Below are 18,081 nucleotides of genomic sequence, written 5' to 3' on the forward strand. Positions count from 1 at the left end.
GCAACGCCGTACACTATGTCATGGCGAGTAGTGAGCGAAGTTTTCCATGTCAACCAGGGCAGATATGACCAGCGATCGCACCCCCAGTAGTACTCTAGATCCCCTTGTGACTATTGCTGACCAATTTGCCCACCAAGGTAGCATTACCAGCGTCCAAGCCTTTGGTAATGGCAATATTAACGACACCTTCCTCGTTGCCCTGGATGACCCTGACCAAACCCGCTTTGTCCTGCAACGCATCAACACTCAAGTTTTTCGCCATCCCGAACTCGTGATGCAGAACATGCGAATCCTCACCGAGCATGTTTGCGATCGCCTGCAACGCACCCCTCTCGACCGTCGTTGGGAAACTCCGCGTGTTCTCCTCACCCAAGATGGGCAAGACCATTGCAGTGATGATCAGGGTTCCTTCTGGCGAGCCATCAGCTTCATCGAAGGCTCCGAATCCTTCGACACCATGAAGGATGTGGACCATGCCCAAGAAGTTGGATATGCCCTAGGGATGTTCCATAGCCTGATTAGCGATCTCCCTGCCACCAAACTAGCTGATACCCTAGAAGGCTTCCACATCACCCCCCGCTACTGGCAGCACTACGAGCAAGTTCTGGCTCAAACCAATGTTAACCCTACGCCAGAAGTCTCTTACTGTTTACAGTTCGTCCGCGATCGCCAAGCTTTAGTTCACGTCCTAGAAGATGCCAAAGCACAAGGCAAACTGCCCCTCCGCTTGATGCACGGAGATCCCAAAATCAATAATGTGATGTTTGACATCACGACCGGAAAAGCAGTCAGCGTGGTTGACCTAGATACCGTTAAGCCTGGTTTAGTGCATTACGACATTGGGGATTGCTTGCGATCGGGTTGCAATCCGGCGGGGGAAGAAACCCAGCAGTGGGAAACAATCCAGTTTGATACGGATCTGTGTCGAGGCATCCTCAAAGGATATTTAGCGATCGCCAAAGACTTTTTGACTGAACCAGACTATACCTACCTGTACGACTCCATCCGTCTGATTGCTTTTGAGTTGGGGTTGCGATTCTTGACAGATCACCTGGCAGGCAATGTCTACTTCAAGGTCAAATACCCAGAACATAATCTAGCCAGAGCCTTGGTGCAGTTTAAGCTAACTGAAAGTATCGAATCTCAAGCCACGACTCTCCACAACTTGATCCGAGAGCTGCGATGAATAGCCATGCCTTCTCTTTACAGCCCTTTTCGGCTGCCAATGCACCTGCAAATCTTGAACTCACAGGCACGATTGCTCGCCAAGCTCATACACTCAGTATCCGTTATCTCCTCTCCGGAGATCTGTCTAAAATTGCGATCGCCCCTCCAGCAAAGATTCCAACTCGTCAACACGAGCTGTGGCAGGAAACCTGTTTCGAGTTCTTTGTAGGGTCGCAAGACAGCGATCGCTACTGGGAATTCAACCTGTCCCCATCTGGTGATTGGAACGTCTATCGCTTTGATAGCTACCGACAAGGGATGCAAGAGGAAACAGCTTTTACGGTGCTGCCCTTTGCAGTAGAGGCGCAACCGGAAGCACACACTCTCTCACTTGAGCTAAATTTGGCAGCGATCGCACCCGACGAACAACCTCTAGATGTAGCGATTACCGCAGTGGTCAAAAGCCAAGATAGTGAGGTGACCTACTGGGCTTTAGCTCACACTGGATCAGAAGCAGACTTTCACCGCCGGGATAGCTTTGTCCTAAACATTTAATTTTTCTACCTGCTTAGGTTTAACGGTCTCACTGGAAAGAGTAATTTTGGCACTTAATAGATCCACACAAACCTTTATATTCAGCAACGGCTTGAATACTAAGCTTTTTGCTTTTTGATTTTTGTCTAAAAAGCTCATTAGAACTTAATTTCAGCGATCGCTATTGGCCAATTTTTTGCCGATCAGCTCCCCAGTTACCCAATTAAAAAATAGGCATCGCGGGTTCCTGGTATGAGATCCTAGAAAAGGTCAACAACGGTCAACTGAAGTCTGAACAGCATGGAACGAGATCAAAAACCAACCGTCGTGGTCACTGGTGCCTCCTCCGGAGTTGGTTTGTACGCTGCGAAAGCGCTTGCCAAAAAAGGGTGGCATGTGGTGATGGCCTGCCGCGATCTAACCAAGGCAGAAAACGCTGCTCAAGAGGTACAAATTCCCAAAGACAGCTATACCCTCTTGCCGATCGATCTGAGTTCTTTAGACAGCGTTCGGCAGTTTGTCGATAAATTCAGAGCCAGCGGCAGATCTTTAGATGCGCTGGTATGTAACGCCGCAGTTTATCTCCCTTTATTAAAAGAACCCTTACGCAGCGCTGAAGGCTATGAGCTGAGCGTTGCAACCAATCACCTCGGCCATTTTCTGCTGTGCAACCTCATGCTGGAAGATTTGAAAAAGTCTTCCTACCCCGATCGCCGATTGGTGATTTTGGGCACTGTGACTGCCAATCCCAAAGAGTTGGGTGGCAAGATTCCCATCCCCGCTCCTCCGGACTTAGGAGATCTCCAGGGCTTTGAAGCAGGCTTTAAAGCGCCGATCACCATGATTAATGGCAAAAAGTTTAAGTCTGGCAAAGCTTACAAAGACAGCAAACTCTGTAACGTTTTGACCATGCGGGAACTGCATCGTCGCTATCACGAATCGACGGGGATCACGTTTAACTCCCTCTATCCCGGATGTGTGGCAGATACGCCTTTGTTCCGCAACCACTATCCGCTGTTCCGCAAAATCTTTCCCCTCTTCCAGAAAAACATCACTGGAGGATATGTCTCCCAGGAGCTAGCAGGTGAGCGAGTGGCCGCGATCGTCGCTGATCCTGAGTACAAAGAATCGGGGATGTATTGGAGCTGGGGAAATCGTCAGAAACCAGGTCGTCAATCTTTTGTGCAAGAAGTTTCCGACGAAGCCAGTGACGACAACAAAGCCCAACGGCTGTGGGATTTGAGCACGAAACTGGTGGCACTGGCGTAACGGCACAGCAACGTGAGGCATTGCCTACCCGAACAGCCTGCCTGAACCTAAAACGTAGGGGCACCTATAAAAGATGCCCCTACGATCAAAAATTATTCCTAAATATCTAGAATATTTAGGCAGGAACGACCTGAACAATCAGCGACCGTTTATCAAGCGACTGTACTTTACCAACTTGACTTAGGTCTGCTGCAATGCGGTCTAGCAAGTCCCCAGCGCGATCGCGAAATTGATTTTCTCGACCCCGTAAACGAATCATAAACTTGACTGAATCGCCTTTACCTAACCACTCGATCGCATTATCGATTCGGAGCTTGTAATCAGACAAGCCAACATTTGGGCGCAGCCTAACTTCTTTGACAGTTGGCCGTGAACCCTGACTCTGCCGCTTCTTCTGCTGATATTGCAGCTTGCCGTAATTTAGAATCTTTGCGACTGGAGCGTCCTTACCCTGCGAGACCACTACAAGGTCAAGCTCTACACTCTCAGCTATTCTTAAGGCTTCATTGGTATCGATCAAGCCACGATTATTGTTTTCATGGTCAATTAGAAAGACCTGAGGGGACGTGATTTGACGGTTAATGAGCTGTTTCTGGGCTACGATAATAAGCTCCTTTAAATTTTAAAGTAGGTCAATACTTGCTTAAACAAGTATCTTAAAGTTAACACAACACTCCCTCAGGCTGCATGCGATCGCTGATTCTTTTAAGCTTGATGCGGTTTTATCTAGAAACTTCGCTGAGTGGCTTGGCAGGCAACGCATACTTCATCGCACCGTAGAGGGAAACTAAGGCCAAAAGCCCAGTAGCAATTCCTAATGGCGCAATCTTTAGCATCCACAAACTGACCAAAACTAAACCGATCGCGTCAGCGCCTAAAACCGGGAGCCGTTGAGGAATGCCCCAAGCTTGAATCGCTATTTTTTCAGCCGAGTGGAGTTGAATTCCTGCCCATAGGTTGAACCAAACTTGGCTTAATAAAATCACAAGCGAACCCCAACCGAGCCAAAGGGTGGCAGCATAAAAGCCCAACAATTCCAGGGCAATGGTACTGACCGTAGCTTGGTAAAAGCGCTTGAGGCGAGCATCTTGAATTTGTTGCTGCGCCTGAGCTACCTGTTCTAGATCCACCACTGCCATGCGAGCTTGATCTACACAAAGCAACAAAATACCAAGCGCTAGTAGTTGAGTAGATAATTCATCTCCCCCTATCACCTGCCACAATAGTCCTAGACAAGCAGGAAAGAAAAGCAAAAACATTAGCCAAGCGATCGATAGCATGCAGCAATTCCTTGAGGCTGACGACGACACAAACAGTTAGCACAAGCAGTCAGTCAGCCTGACCTAATCAGTAGTCTATTCAGACCAAACTCACATTTTAAGCCCCGAATGAACCGAGAAGAACACGTGGCCCGCTTACAGTCTGAAGCTTTTGATTTGCTAGTTATTGGGGGCGGCGCGACCGGAACCGGACTTGCCCTAGATGCTGCCACTCGAAACCTGAAAGTGGCCCTAGTAGAGCGAGACGATTTTGCAGCTGGAACCAGTAGCCGTAGCACCAAGTTAATTCATGGCGGCGTGCGCTATCTAGAGCAGGCAGTGTTGCGGCGCGATCGCAGTCAGTTTGATTTAGTCCGCGATGCGTTGAAGGAACGGGCAGTCTTATTAAAGATTGCGCCCCACCTCAGCCAGCCTTTACCGATTGTCATGCCCCTGTACAACCCGCTGCAAATCCCCTACTTTTTCACAGGGCTGAAGTTGTATGACGCTCTCGCCGGAAAAGCAAATCTGGCTTCGAGTCAGTTTCTTGGTGCTAAGGAGATCCGCGATCGCTTACCCATGTTGAGATCAGCAGGATTGTGGGGCGGCGTTCTCTATTATGATGGGCAATTCAACGACGCTCGGATGAATGTGGCTTTAGCACTGACCGCTGCTGAAGCAGGAGCAGTAGTTGTGAATCACGTGGAAGTAGTGGCACTGAATAAAGCCAACGGTAAACTGTGCGGGGCCACTGTGCGCGATCGCCTCAGCGGAGACAGTTGGGAGATCGTTGCCAAAGTGGTGATCAACGCTACTGGCCCGTTTAGTGATACGATTCGCCAGTTGGATGAGCCGAGTGCTACGCCCATGCTGCGGTTGAGTTCTGGAGCACATCTCGTTCTCGCTCAGCAGTTCTCGCTACCTACAACCGGGATACTGATTCCCAAGACAGAGGATGGTCGAGTCCTATTCATTTTGCCTTGGCTAGGACATACATTAGTGGGCACCACTGACAACTCCACTACCCTGTCAGCTGATCCCCAAGCTTCTCAGGAAGACATAGAGTATATTCTGCGTCACTTGCAGAAGTACTTCTCTATCCCTGTTACACAGGAGGATGTCCGAGCTGCTTGGGCAGGACTACGCCCCCTAGTCTCTGATCCCAAAGCTGCCGATACCGCCAAACTCTCCCGAGACCATGTGATCAATGTCAGCGATTCAGGGTTGCTCACGATCGCAGGCGGTAAGTGGACCACCTATCGCAAGATGGCTTTGGACACCGTTAATGCCGCTTTGGCATTAGGCAACCTGAACTGCGATCGCCCCTCCCAAACCGAGAACCTCAAACTAGCGGGGGCAGAGAACTACTCCGCTCAAGGAGACATACAGTTACAAACTACCTATGGTTTAACACCTGATGTCGCGACCCACCTCAATCAAGCTTATGGCGATCGCGCGATTCAGGTAGCAGAGTTGGCCCGAGAAGGATACGGTCAGCGTTTAGCAAAAAATTATCCTTACTTAGAAGCGGAGGTTGTTTACGGAGCCGAGCAAGAAGCAGCTCGGAGGGGCAACGACATTCTGGCCCGTCGGACCCGCCTCAGCTTTTTGGATCACCAAGCCACTCAAAGCGCTTTACCTCGCGTGGTCGAGCTACTAGGAAACACATTAGGTTGGAGTCAAGCCCAACAACAAGCTGATTTACAACGATCAGCTAACGCTCTGGAAGTTTCTGCCACCGCAACTTCAAACTCATCTACGGCAGTCTTAAATGATTTCTGAAATTGGCTCTAGATGTAAACATCTTGTGTACTAAAAGCAAGGTACCTACACTACGAATAGAGGCAATTTTATGAGTGATTGAAAGTTAGTATATCGTCCGTCAAAATTGATACAATTTGCTCGTTTGGTCGTACAACTGCTCAAAAGTTATCATTCTGCTTTTGCTAAAGTTGGCGATCGCCTAGCTCCAATTGAAACAGAACTTAATTAACTTCTAATTATTTCCAGAAGATTTACAACTCAACCTTCTACATGACTGTGTTATAGTCACAGCGTAAGGATTATTTTCGGCTTTGAAACCCCATTTCGTTTTACCGACAAGTGTTTCTCCGGATCTAACTTCTCTACACTCTTTGATTTTGGAGATAATTCATGTCGATTTACGTTGGTAATCTGTCCTACCAGGTTACCCAAGAAGACCTCAAGCACGCGTTTGCAGAATACGGAACCGTCAATCGGGTTCAGCTACCCACTGACCGAGAAACAGGTCGGGTGCGGGGATTTGCTTTTGTGGAAATGGGAACAGAAGCAGAAGAAGCAGCTGCAATTGAAGCGCTTGACGGTGCAGAATGGATGGGGCGTGACCTCAAAGTGAATAAAGCCAAACCCCGTGAAGACCGAGGTTCGTCCGGTGGCGGCGGCGGTGGCGGTGGTTGGAGTAATAATCGCCGTAGCGATCGCCGCTATTAAGCCTTTGTTTCAAGTTTAAAATTTAGAGTCTCTGGCAGACAAAGGCAAGTGCTCTATTCTGCTAGAGACTTTTTTGCTTACTTTCCAGGCATACGGTTCATATGGGAGAAAACAAGATGACTCAAGTGGTTTTAGGTGAGAACGAGGGCATTGAATCTGCTTTGCGTCGGTTTAAGCGACAGGTTTCTAAAGCTGGCATCTTTCAAGATATGAAGAAGAAGCGGCACTTTGAGACCCCCTTGGAAAAGGAAAAGCGGAAAGCTTTAGCCAAACACAAACAGCGTAAACAACGTTCTCACCAAAGATAACCAGTTGACGATGTCGTAAATAGCCAAAAGCAACTAGTCAATAGAGGTAAATCAACTGTGACGCCAGAAACAATACGAATCATTTCTAACTTAAGGCAGGAATTCTACTCTCTATTTGTTGCTGAAATGGCTGTCCCTGTCAAAATCAGCGGCAGTTCTTACAACAGTAGTTCTTTAGTGGCCTCTTGGACGGATGCAAGCCAATACTTGAACTACGTCAACATTTACGCCTATTCAGCCCCAGATGCTTTTCAGTCTGAACGGCCTTTTATTCTGCGGCTGGCTATTAATAAAGGCGCAGGGGACATCGCAGTGGCTCGCAAAGGCCCTTTATGTAGGGGGTTGAACCGGAAGTGGTGCTTTGAGTTAACTATCTTGCCAGAAGAAATTTTAGAGTTTCTACCTTGGGTAGTCAGCTTAGTAGAAGCAAAAGCTAAAGGTTCGCTTTCCTCAGTTGAGGAACCCCCTTATCCTGTAACTTTCAGCGATACCAATAGCTCATTTACCACTGAAGCTTGGACTCAAAGAGCGAGACAAAGAATAGATCAAGAATTGTGTGTCAATCATTAAAGCTAGATTTAGACATTTTCTAGCAGGGAATCAGCCGCTCTATTCTGCTTCAACACTATCAGGCTTGAAGTAGAGCGATGACTGATACAACACGGATTCCTGATGAGTCTGCAAGGTGCAATCAGCCATAGGGTAAGTAACACAAGTAACTACGTACCCTGATTGCACCTCTTCAGGCCGTAAAAATTTCTGCTCACTTTGATCCACTTCACCACTTACCAGCTTAGCGACACAAGCAGAGCATTCTCCTTGCTTGCACCCAGATGGTAAGTGAATTCCAGACTCTTCCGCGATATCTAAAATGTACTGATCATCAGGCACGGCGATCGCACAATCGAGGTTAAGCTTCGGATTAATAAGTCGTACTTGATACACAGCCATAGTTTTTAATCTGGCTCCAAAAGTTTTTATATCTCGCTACTCCTTAAGTTAACCCTTAAAGAACCTAGGATTTCAGGGGTTTCCCCTACTCATTACATAAGGTTAAGCCCTACAATAGGGCAGCTATGGGCAGATGCTGAATGCGACTCAAGTCAAATCATTCATGCAGCTGCCCTATGTTTTGCTATCTCATTCAAAACTACGAAAACGTGACCTCCAACTTAACTACTCGTCCTCCTACGCGTGAGTTTCTACCCTTCACGCTTCAAGATGTCCGATCGGCTATCCCAGGCCACTGTTTTCAATCAAACCTTTGGCGATCGCTCTCTTACTTTTTCCTAGACCTTGGCATTGTCGCAGGCCTCTATTGGCTCGCCGCTCGCATTGATAGCGCCTGGTTTTTCCCGCTTTTCTGGTTGATGCAAGGCACCATGTTTTGGGCCTTGTTTGTGATTGGACACGACTGCGGCCACGGTTCGTTCTCGCGCTACCGCTGGTTAAACAATTTGGTGGGCCACCTCAGCCACACCCCCATTTTGGTGCCCTATCACGGCTGGCGCATCAGCCACCGCACCCACCATGCCAACACTGGCAACATCGAGACCGATGAGAGCTGGTATCCCGTCACTGAGGGCTACTACGACAACATGCCTTGGTACGAGAGGTTGGCTCGATTTCACTTGATTTTGTTTGTCTACCCGTTGTATCTGTTTCGGCGATCGCCCGGAAAGCAAGGGTCGCACTTTCTGCCGGACAGCCCCTTGTTTCGGCCTCATGAGAGACGTGCAGTCCTCACCAGCACCGTGTGTTTGTCACTGATGCTCACCTTTTTGGTGGGTTTGGGTGTGCATTATGGCTTTGGGTTTCTGTTTAAGTACTACCTCATGCCCTACGTGGTCTTTGTGGTCTGGTTAGATTTAGTCACCTTTCTCCACCACACCGATGCTGATATTCCCTGGTATCGCGGCAAAGATTGGTACTTCCTCAAAGGCGCTCTCTCCACCATCGATCGCGACTACGGCATTTTCAATCCCATTCATCACAACATTGGCACTCACGTTGCCCATCATATCTTTATCACAATTCCCCACTACCATCTAAAGGAGGCTACAGAAGCGATTAAACCTGTTCTAGGAGAACATTATCGATCTTCCCAAGAACCCATTTGGAAATCGTTATGGCGCTCCTACCAAACCTGTTACTTTGTTCCAGATCAAGGCAGTAAGGTCTACTACCAAACCCCTTCTAAGAAGATCTAAAATCGAATCACCGAAAAATTTTTGTCACCAGTCAAGCGGTTGTTTTTCGCAACGCTAGCTGGTGATTTTTATTGTTTGTCAAAACGTATTCCAGGCAACTTATTTTTGCTGATTTAAACCAGTACCTTAACAACAAACTCCATCAGTAGGAGATTTGGTTTTATGCAGTACACAACTTTGGGCAAAACAGGTCTGGTTGTCTCGCGGCTGGCTTTTGGAGCGATGACCTTTGGCACCGGGCAACTGGTTCCGGGGGTGACTAATAGCATTGACCAAGCGCTTGCCGACCAGATGGTGGGTCGAGTCTTAGATGCGGGCATTAATTTATTTGATACTGCTGATGCCTACACCAACGGCGAATCCGAAATTATGTTGGGCAAGGCGCTGGGCGATCGCCGCGACCAAGTAGTGATTGCGACTAAAGTGGGGTTTCGCTTGGGCGATGCCATTACAGATACAGGATTATCCTATCGCCACATTATCCAATCAGCAGAAGGTAGCCTGAAGCGACTAAACACCGACTATATTGATCTCTACCAACTTCATATCCCTGACCCGCTCACGCCCTTGGAAGAAACCCTACAAGCGCTGAATGATTTAGTCCGCCGGGGATTAGTGCGTTATGTGGGTTTGTCTAATTTTCCTGCCTGGAAAGCCGCTCGGATGGTAGGAATCCAGGAGCGGTATGACTATGCGCGCTTCATTGCAGCTCAGATGTATTACTCCTTGGTGGGGCGAGATTTGGAGCATGAGTTCGTCCCCTTTGCCGAAGATGCTGGGATGGGGATTCTAGTCTGGAGTCCACTAGCAGGCGGCTTTCTCAGCGGTAAATACACTCGCGATAATCCTGCGCCTGAAGATGCTCGTCGCACTAAATTTCAGCTACCACCTGTAGATGTTGAGCTAGGCTATAACGTGGTCGATCGCCTGAAGCAAATCGCTCAGAATCACAGCGCCTCTCCTGCCCAAGTTGCGATCGCCTGGATTCTAGCTAAACCCTTTATCTCTTCGGTGATTATTGGTGCCAACAAACTATCTCAACTAGAAGACAACTTGGTATCTGTTGATCTAAAGCTTTCTTCTGAAGAAATTGCTCAACTCGATACCCTGACTGTCCCAGCGTCTCTTTATCCGGGATGGATGCAGCCTCTCGAATGGGATGCTAAAGTCAAAGCGGCTTTAGGGAAGGCTTGAGACACTGAAGGTTGCGGCTCTGAGTTATGCGGCTCAACCAATAACCTTCAAGCACTAGACCCCACAGAGATTGTATCCAGTATTTTGGTCAATCCGCTGTACTAGAGTTGTTATACTGCCGATAAGAATCAGGAGACAACACAGATACGGCTCATTTTAGTGGTAAACAAACACCGATACTTTTATTCCAGCTTCTCATTCTAGTAGTTCTTTGATAAGAAACATCATGGAGTATGAACAAATCAAGCATGAGTTAAAAACTTCTGCTGCTCTGAAGCTTTTACGAGGCTCAAATGCAGCTTTAATTCTAAGCTTTTTATATCAACAGTTTAAGGTGATTCAACGAGCTTCTGTTGGTCAGATTGAGATGGAAGCAAAACTAGATGACTATCTCGATTTTTTGCGAGAGATTTATCCAGAAGTATACCCTCGATCGCCCAAGGAATACCTTGGTGAATGGTGTGACGATCAGCTTTTAAGAAAAACATTTAACAGTAGTGACGATCCTGAATTTACTCTGACTGCAGCGGCTGAAAAAGCGATCGCCTGGTTAGAGGATCTGCAAAAACGAGATGAGTTTGTAGGAACGGAATCTCGCTTTCTGCAAATCTTCGATTTGTTAAAAGAGATTCAAGATCGCAGCACTACTAATGTGGAAACGCGAATTGCTCAGTTAGAGCGAGATCGCGATCGCATTCAACAGGAAATTGATCAGATTCGCCAAACTGGAGTCGTTGATCGTTACAGCTCAACACAGTTGCAAGAACGATTTCTATTTGCCAATCAAGTGACTCGCCAGTTGATCGCTGATTTTAGAGATATTGAACAAAACTTTCGCAATCTCACTCGCAAAGTTCAAGAAGCACAGCTTGAGAGAGGTGGCCGGAAAGGCATGGTGATTAGCCGTGTGTTAGATGCTGATCAGGAGTTGAAAGAGTCTGATCAGGGGCGCAGCTTCTATGCGTTTTGGAACTTTCTCATGTCAGCCAGTAAGCGGCAAGAGCTAAAATCCATGATTCAAACCGTTTATCAGCTAGAGGAGTTGCAGCCCTTGACCCAAGAGTATCCTTCACTGCGTCGGATTGAACGGAGTTTATTGGATGCTGGGGAATATATCGTGCAATCCAATCATCGACTGACCGAAAAACTGCGCCAGATGTTAGACGAACGCAATCTTCAGGAAAACCGTCGCGTTGCAGAATTAATTACCGAGGTACAACGCCTTGCTTTACAAGTAGCAATCAACATTCCGACAGAACCAGATTTTTGGGCATTAACAGGAGATCCCAAGGTTCATTTGGTCATGGCCCGCCCCCTACATCCTCTGGAAGAGACAGAAACGCCTACCTTTTCTCTGGATTTCACAGATTTGCCCAGCATTAGCCTGGATGAGGAAATTGCTGAACTTTATCAACAGTTTTACGTAGATGAAGACGTGTTGGCACAGCGCATTGCTCAAATCCTGGAACACTGTCCAACCGTTGCACTTACAGAGTTAATTCAACTCTACCCAGTGACACAGGGCTTGCCGGAAGTTGTTGCGTATTTAACGATCGCTACCCAATCCGATCGCCATGCTGTTGAGCATAGTACAATTGACTCTATTACAATTTCCAGCCTGGAGCCAGAAACCCAACTCCAACTGACCTTGCCACACATCATTTTTCGCCGCTGACCACTCGCATGGTGTAACTCCAGCCACCTCAACCCTATGCGCCCGTCATTCTCAAACTCTTGCAAGGGGTGATGTATAGTGACGATCCTCATTGGGATCAGCTGCAAAGTTATCTAACTCCGATTAAGGACTACTTTAGCAAAATTGGATTGCAGGTTCAGAATTACGAAACGGAGGGTTTTGCTTATCTGGAACAACCTGATCCTGACCCAGACGATCGTACCGAATCACTCCCTCGTCTAACCTCTCGTCGTCAATTGAGCTTCAAGGTGACGGTTCTCTGTGTTTTACTACGAGAGCAATTGCGACAGTTTGATTCCAGCGATGCTACTGGACGCCTGGTGCTAAGTGTTAGGAAGCTACGAGATTTGTTACAACCCTACCTACCCGAAGGGAACAATGAAGAAAGATTTCGGCGAGAAGTGGATAGCCTGGTAAAACAGGGGGTGGAATTGGGATTTTTGCGACACCTGTCTGGACAGGATGAAAACTACGAAGTTCGCCCAATTCTCAAAGCTAAAATTGATGCTGAGATGCTGGAACTTTTGAAGCGCAAGCTAGACGCTTATGCAAACTCTCCTACCTCTTGACTTTATTGAACCCTCTCACAATGCCCCAGCAGGTTTTCGGCTGCAACGGTTTGAGGTGCTTAACTGGGGCACGTTCGACCAGCGCCCTTGGGTGCTGAATTTGCAGGGAGACATTGCACTGCTGACGGGGGCAAACGGGTCAGGAAAATCAACCTTAGTAGATGGGTTGCTAACATTACTGGTTCCAAACAAACGTCGTAACTACAACCAGGCTTCCAGTAGCACTGGTAAGAAAGAGCGGGATGAAAAAAGCTATATCCAGGGGGCGTATGGTCGCACCCGGGCAGAGGAATCCTATGGTTCAAAACCAAAATTACTGCGAGAAAAGGCGCCGCTTTCAGTTCTGCTGGCCTATTTCAGTGACCGGATCAGCAAACAGGACGTAACTCTGGCACAGGTGTTGTGGATGGAAGATGGCTCGGTACGCAAATTTTTTGTAATTGCGGATGTCGAGCTATCGATCGCCACTCATTTTACCCACTTTGCGCGTATTGCTGACCTGAAAAAACAGTTGAAAGCGATCGGAGCAGAAACCTTTGAAGAGTTTGTCAAATACAGTCAGCAATTTCGTAAACGCTTGGGTCTGCAATCAGAAAAAGCGCTGGATTTATTCAACCAAACTGTCAGCATCAAAGAGATTGGTGGACTAAACGATTTTGTTCGCAATCACATGCTCGAAAAGAAAGATGTGCAAACCAAAATCCGCGAGTTGCAGGAAAGCTACGAAAACCTCACCATTTCGCACTCGGCAATTCAAAAAGCCAGAAAACAATTAGAAGCGCTCTTGCCACTAACAGAAGAAGCAGAAAAATATGGAAAACTAAAGATTGATGTTGCTAACTCGCAAAAATTTCAATCTCTTGTACCTGCATTTTTTGCCAGTAAGAAACTAAAGTTGTTAGTGCACGAATTACAGGCGATCGACCAGCAACTCACCCAAACTCAACATCAACGCAGTGAGAGCGATCGCTTGCTCACAACTTTACGCCAACAGGAAAAAGATCTGGATTTTGCAATTAAACAAGACAGTGTGGGTCAGCGGTTGCAGGACCTTGGGCAAGAAATTGAGCGATGCCAGAAGGAAGTTAACCATAAAAAGAAACAGGCTGAAGCGTACGATCGACTCGCTCAACGATTGGCTCTGGCTGAATATAGTGATCGCCATGCCTTTTATGCCGCGAGGGCAAAGGGAGAAGAACTAAAGCAAGAAACTGATGCTGCTTTAGAAACCTTAGAAGCACAACGAGACGAACAAAAGTTGCAATATGCTGACTTACAAAAACAACAAATCAAACTAGACGAATAATTAACTTCTCTTCGTAGCCGGAAGAACCAGATTCCTAAAGCTAATCTGGATATCCGCGATCGGCTTGCCCGTGACCTCAAACTGGATGATACCGAACTTCCCTTTGTTGGTGAGTTACTGCAGGTACGTCCAGAAGCGCAGGAGTGGGAAGGAGCAATCGAGCGTCTGCTTCGCGGTTTTGGTCTGTGTATTTTGGTTCCTGAAGCTCATTATCAGGCAGTCAATGCTTATGTAAACCGAACACATTTACGGGGACGATTAGTTTATTATCGCGTTCTGGCTGTTGCGCCTAACCCTACCCAACGAACCCTTGATCCAGAACAAGTTCCTTATAAGTTAGAAATTAAGCAAGAGAATGAAACATTTTTTCAATGGCTGCGGGATCAATTAATTCGACAATTTAGTTATGTTTGCTGCGACACGATCGAACAGTTTCATCGTGAAGTTCGTGCCATTACTTGCACAGGTTTAATCAAGCATGGTGGGGAACGGCATGAGAAGGACGATCGATCTCAAATTGGCGATCATAGCCAGTATATTTTAGGTTGGAATAATGCTAGTAAGATCAAGGCATTAGAAGCTGACTTGAAGCAAATCAACCAGCAACTCGCACAAATTGACAAACAAATTCAATTATTAGAACGGCAGCGCAAGCAGCGGCAACAACAAGTCTCCTGGTTGCAAGATTTTATGAAGTTTGTTGATTTCTCTGAAATTGATTGGCGATCAATAGACCTTGATCGGCTTGAACTTGAAAAACAACGGCAGCAGCTCGAAGCCAGTTCCGATCGCCTGAAGCAACTCGAAATTCAACTGAAAGCAACTCAGACAGAAATTACTCAGGCAGAACAGCAGCGTGAACGGTTGATTCGAGAGATTCAGTCCTTTGAGGATCGACAGAACCGAGCCCAAACAGAGCAAAATCAGTGCGAGAAGAAGCTGCGATCGTTTATAGCTACGGAGATTGACGCTTTTGCAAAGCACATGGCAGCTAAGCTCAGACAGTATGCAATGACCTTGGAAACCATGACTCAGGACGAAGCAAGCCTGCATGATTATTTGCAGGAGCAACTCCGTCAAAGAGAACGGCAGCAGGATGATTCTCGCAGTGCCCTCAACATACGAATGCTGAACTTTAAGAACGCTTTTCCTGAAACCGCATCAGAGATGGGGACATCCCTTGACTATTTGGATGAATATTTGAAACTTAAAAACCAGATTGAGCAAGATGATTTACCTCGACATGAGCAACGCTTTAAGCAATTGATGAATGAGAAAGTCATCATTGCCATTTCGATGTTCAAGAGCACTTTAGAAAGACAAGAAGAGGATATTGAACAAGCGATTGATGATCTCAACGAGTCTCTATGCAAAATTGACTATACAGAATCGAGTTACATTCAGTTGTGCTGTGATAAGACTCGCAATCGTGAAGTGAGAGACTTCAAAGAAGATCTAAAAGTTTGCCTGGGTGATGTTGCTCGACAAAGCGCTGAAGACAATGAAGAACGCTTTCAAAGCATCCAAACACGCTTAATTGAGCGATTCAAATCCGAAGACCGATGGACAGGCTTAGTCACTGATGTGCGCAACTGGCTGGAATTTTCTGTCAGCGAACGTTACCGCTCAGACAATAGTGAGAAAGAACACCATACAGACTCTTCTGGAAAATCTGGCGGGCAAAAAGTAAAGCTGGCTTATACGATTCTAGCATCTGCGATCGCCTACCAATTCGGACTTAATCAAGACACCATAAACCATAAATCGTTTAGATTTGTTGTTATTGATGAAGCTTTCAGTAAATCAGATGATGGTAATGCACGTTACGCGATGGAACTATTCAAAAATTTGAATCTTCAACTTTTAGTTGTCACTCCAAAAGACAAAATTAATGTGATAGAGCCTTATATTTCTAGTCTGCATTTTGTTGCCAACATCCCTGAAGGTAACTGCTCTAGCATTACCTCTATCTCGATTGAAGAATATCGGCATCATCGTCAAGCTGCTCTCAGTTCTAATCGTGATTGACCCTACTGAAATTAAGCGAAGATCTGAACAGCGCTATGGAGCTTTCCTAACTTCCATCATTACAGGAGAAGAGTTCTTTCCTATTGATTTTTCAGTGGGCACTTTCCCTAAAGACTATCTTGCATTACGCGAAGCCATTACTCAGCTAATCCAAAAATCTAAACAGAACTCTGGTTATGGTTATACTCTTGATTTGGAAACTCGAAAAACTCAGAAGCACGGACTACAGTCTTTACCAAATCGCATTAGCATAGATACAGAACGAGATTATCTAAAACTTATTAGGAAGGAGCAAGAAGTCGCAAAGTTCAAATTAAACGTAGCTCTGATTCAGACCAACATTCCTCAATTATTTGATTGGCTGTCTCATAACCCTTTGAAAGTTGTTGAGTATGCCGATCGTTGGGGTGATCTACTACAAGTCTGCCAATATTTTCAACAGAATTCAAAACCAAATCTTTATATAAGGGAATTGCCGATCCGAGTACATACAAAATTTGTTGAACAGAATCAAAAAATTCTTCGCAGTCATTTAGAAGCCATACTTCCAGTTGATCAACTAGTTTCCGTGGAGGGAGAAAAAGAATATATATTTGAAAAGCGGTTTTCTCTAAAATATCGTGAGCCACTGATCCGATTGAGATTCTTAGATCAACGCTTGAAAACTAGATACGGGTTGCCCATGGCAGATATCAGTATTCCTGTCTCTGAGTTCAGGCAGCTAAATTTGAATATTCATCGCTGCTTCATCACTGAGAATTTGATCAATTTTCTAACCCTGCCCCCTTTAGAAAATAGCTTTGCCATCTTTGGCAGTGGCTATGCAGTTCAAGCTTTGAAAACTGTTGCATGGCTATCACATTTCCCTATTTTTTATTGGGGAGATTTAGATACAGATGGGTTTAAAATCCTGTCTCAACTACGGTCTTACTTTTCTCAAACAATCTCTGTCATGATGGATATGGCGACGTATGAGGTGTTTCAGGACTTTGCGGTTTCTGTAGACAGAACGATCGCTGAAACCTTACCTTATCTGACTTTTGAAGAAGAAACTTTATATAAATATCTTGTATTTCATCAGAAACGCTTAGAACAGGAGCGTATCAGCCAAGACTATGCTAATCAACTTCTACAGAGTCTCATGCAGTAAAGTGTTTGAATCGATACAAGCAATTAGATATTTCTCATCCCTCAATGTTCCAAATCACTTTCTACTCAGGCATTATGGTGCTTGTGTAGCGCACCTTAAAGATTGCTTCGTGCGCACATGCCATAGTTAACTCGGGCAGTATAACGATTTATTGTACAAAGTTTTACTGTAGATCTCTCGGTCTTGGTTGGATGAACGAATACTTCGCTGTCGATTTCCCCACCTGTTAACCCGGCAACAGGAGAGCATGCAGAAAGAGTAAGGCAGCTCGTACAATAGACTTTATCGGAAATAAGGTTAAGCTGGGAGTCTTCGGAAACAAGGTGAGTACCTTAGAGGCAAAGATGCTGTCCTACGCCAAAGCTCAACGCAAACCCCGAGTACTACAAAGCTTGACTGGGTTGACAGCTGCTGAATTCGAGCAGCTTTTAGTGGCCTTTGAACAAGCATGGCAAGGGTATGTGGAACAGCACTATATCAACTGAGATCGGTAACGGCGCTATGGCGGTGGACGCAGTCCCAAGTTGAAGCAGACCTGCGACAAGTTGTTGTTCATCTTGATGTACTTCCGGTTGTACCTGACCCAGGAAGCGCAAGGATTCCTATTTGGCATGGGTCCTATCGATTAGAGGAGGTAATGGCACAGTGCCCGAGTCTGGAATTCATTATTGATGGCACCGAGCGCCGCATCAACCGCCCCAAAGACAAAACCGAGCGCAAGCAATACTACAGCGGCAAGAAGAAGACATTTACGGTCAAGAACAACATCATCAGTCAGCGTCGAGGCAAAGTGGTGTTTTTGAGTGACCTGGAGATTTTCCTCGTAGTTTCGGAACTTGGGCAGGAGTACCAAGTTGGATAAAAAGAACACTCATAGATCGAGCAACTCGCCCCGGTGTCAGGAGAGGCTGCGGTTTCT

Annotated in this window: 20 protein-coding genes; 17 read left to right on the forward strand and 3 right to left on the reverse strand. The window is 46.3% G+C overall.

Going from position 1 to position 18,081, the window contains the following annotated elements; genetic code table 11:
- The first annotated feature begins 46 nt into the window (after positions 1 to 46).
- The 3 genes from NDA01_RS12790 to NDA01_RS12800 all read left to right on the forward strand — a co-directional run bounded on the left by NDA01_RS12790 (position 47) and on the right by NDA01_RS12800 (position 2,970).
- Entirely contained in the window at positions 47 to 1,186 is a 1,140-nt protein-coding gene (locus NDA01_RS12790; RefSeq protein WP_431193392.1) for a phosphotransferase enzyme family protein, read from the forward strand.
- On the forward strand, positions 1,183 to 1,722 hold the full coding sequence (locus NDA01_RS12795) for a DOMON-like domain-containing protein (protein WP_348228232.1): 540 nt from the start codon (positions 1,183 to 1,185) through the stop codon (positions 1,720 to 1,722). The genes NDA01_RS12790 and NDA01_RS12795 overlap by 4 nt, the downstream gene beginning before the upstream one ends.
- Before the next feature lie 279 nt (positions 1,723 to 2,001).
- Positions 2,002 to 2,970, forward strand: a complete 969-nt coding sequence (locus NDA01_RS12800) for a protochlorophyllide reductase (RefSeq protein ID WP_348228233.1) — start codon at positions 2,002 to 2,004, stop codon at positions 2,968 to 2,970.
- 115 nt (positions 2,971 to 3,085) lie between these two features.
- Here NDA01_RS12800 and infC read toward each other — a convergent pair whose 3' ends face one another.
- Both infC and NDA01_RS12810 read right to left on the reverse strand, forming a co-directional pair.
- A complete protein-coding gene (infC, locus tag NDA01_RS12805; RefSeq protein WP_190437772.1) occupies positions 3,086 to 3,577 on the reverse strand; it encodes a translation initiation factor IF-3 in 492 nt (163 codons plus the stop codon).
- Between the two features lie 115 nt (positions 3,578 to 3,692).
- A complete protein-coding gene (locus NDA01_RS12810; RefSeq protein WP_348228234.1) occupies positions 3,693 to 4,250 on the reverse strand; it encodes a hypothetical protein in 558 nt (185 codons plus the stop codon).
- 108 nt (positions 4,251 to 4,358) lie between these two features.
- Between NDA01_RS12810 and NDA01_RS12815 the strand changes: the two genes are divergently transcribed.
- From NDA01_RS12815 to NDA01_RS12830, 4 genes are all read left to right on the forward strand, one after another.
- Positions 4,359 to 6,011 carry a glycerol-3-phosphate dehydrogenase/oxidase gene (locus tag NDA01_RS12815; protein WP_348228235.1) on the forward strand — a complete coding sequence of 551 codons (1,653 nt, stop codon included), beginning with the start codon at positions 4,359 to 4,361 and terminating at the stop codon, positions 6,009 to 6,011.
- 372 nt (positions 6,012 to 6,383) lie between these two features.
- Positions 6,384 to 6,701, forward strand: coding sequence for an RNA-binding regulator (gene rbp, locus NDA01_RS12820; protein WP_190437392.1), 318 nt, complete (start codon positions 6,384 to 6,386; stop codon positions 6,699 to 6,701).
- A 116-nt stretch (positions 6,702 to 6,817) separates the two neighbouring features.
- On the forward strand, positions 6,818 to 7,009 hold the full coding sequence (rpsU, locus tag NDA01_RS12825) for a 30S ribosomal protein S21 (RefSeq protein WP_190437776.1): 192 nt from the start codon (positions 6,818 to 6,820) through the stop codon (positions 7,007 to 7,009).
- 57 nt (positions 7,010 to 7,066) lie between these two features.
- Positions 7,067 to 7,579 carry a hypothetical protein gene (locus NDA01_RS12830; RefSeq protein ID WP_348228236.1) on the forward strand — a complete coding sequence of 171 codons (513 nt, stop codon included), beginning with the start codon at positions 7,067 to 7,069 and terminating at the stop codon, positions 7,577 to 7,579.
- A 39-nt stretch (positions 7,580 to 7,618) separates the two neighbouring features.
- Here NDA01_RS12830 and NDA01_RS12835 read toward each other — a convergent pair whose 3' ends face one another.
- Positions 7,619 to 7,960, reverse strand: a complete 342-nt coding sequence (locus NDA01_RS12835; RefSeq protein ID WP_348228237.1) for a 2Fe-2S iron-sulfur cluster-binding protein — start codon at positions 7,958 to 7,960, stop codon at positions 7,619 to 7,621.
- Positions 7,961 to 8,136: 176 nt separating this feature from the next.
- Here NDA01_RS12835 and NDA01_RS12840 point away from each other — a divergent pair, with 176 nt between their 5' ends.
- From NDA01_RS12840 to NDA01_RS31905, 10 genes are all read left to right on the forward strand, one after another.
- Complete coding sequence (locus NDA01_RS12840) at positions 8,137 to 9,219, forward strand: DUF3474 domain-containing protein (protein ID WP_190437402.1); 1,083 nt, start codon at positions 8,137 to 8,139, stop codon at positions 9,217 to 9,219.
- 162 nt (positions 9,220 to 9,381) lie between these two features.
- On the forward strand, positions 9,382 to 10,413 hold the full coding sequence (locus tag NDA01_RS12845; protein WP_348228238.1) for an aldo/keto reductase: 1,032 nt from the start codon (positions 9,382 to 9,384) through the stop codon (positions 10,411 to 10,413).
- 226 nt (positions 10,414 to 10,639) lie between these two features.
- Positions 10,640 to 12,088, forward strand: a complete 1,449-nt coding sequence (locus tag NDA01_RS12850; protein ID WP_348228239.1) for a DUF3375 domain-containing protein — start codon at positions 10,640 to 10,642, stop codon at positions 12,086 to 12,088.
- A gap of 47 nt (positions 12,089 to 12,135) precedes the next feature.
- A complete protein-coding gene (locus NDA01_RS12855; RefSeq protein WP_431193395.1) occupies positions 12,136 to 12,678 on the forward strand; it encodes a DUF4194 domain-containing protein in 543 nt (180 codons plus the stop codon).
- The gene (locus NDA01_RS12860; RefSeq protein WP_348228241.1) at positions 12,656 to 13,984 is read left to right on the forward strand and encodes an ATP-binding protein; all 1,329 of its coding nucleotides are present in this window, start codon (positions 12,656 to 12,658) and stop codon (positions 13,982 to 13,984) included. Before NDA01_RS12855 ends, NDA01_RS12860 begins: the two co-directional genes overlap by 23 nt.
- 192 nt (positions 13,985 to 14,176) lie before the next feature.
- Positions 14,177 to 16,012: an ATP-binding protein gene (locus NDA01_RS12865; protein ID WP_348228242.1), complete on the forward strand. Its 1,836-nt coding sequence runs from the start codon at positions 14,177 to 14,179 to the stop codon at positions 16,010 to 16,012.
- On the forward strand, positions 16,005 to 17,162 hold the full coding sequence (locus NDA01_RS12870) for a Wadjet anti-phage system protein JetD domain-containing protein (RefSeq protein ID WP_348228243.1): 1,158 nt from the start codon (positions 16,005 to 16,007) through the stop codon (positions 17,160 to 17,162). Before NDA01_RS12865 ends, NDA01_RS12870 begins: the two co-directional genes overlap by 8 nt.
- 323 nt (positions 17,163 to 17,485) lie before the next feature.
- Complete coding sequence (locus tag NDA01_RS12875; protein WP_348228244.1) at positions 17,486 to 17,647, forward strand: hypothetical protein; 162 nt, start codon at positions 17,486 to 17,488, stop codon at positions 17,645 to 17,647.
- A 39-nt stretch (positions 17,648 to 17,686) separates the two neighbouring features.
- Positions 17,687 to 17,791, forward strand: a complete 105-nt coding sequence (locus tag NDA01_RS12880) for a transposase family protein (RefSeq protein WP_431193393.1) — start codon at positions 17,687 to 17,689, stop codon at positions 17,789 to 17,791.
- Positions 17,792 to 17,799: 8 nt separating this feature from the next.
- Positions 17,800 to 18,024 carry a transposase family protein gene (locus NDA01_RS31905; protein WP_431193394.1) on the forward strand — a complete coding sequence of 75 codons (225 nt, stop codon included), beginning with the start codon at positions 17,800 to 17,802 and terminating at the stop codon, positions 18,022 to 18,024.
- The last annotated feature ends 57 nt before the right edge of the window (positions 18,025 to 18,081 follow it).

The organism is Trichocoleus desertorum AS-A10, from assembly GCF_039962155.1.
GTDB lineage: Bacteria > Cyanobacteriota > Cyanobacteriia > FACHB-46 > FACHB-46 > Trichocoleus.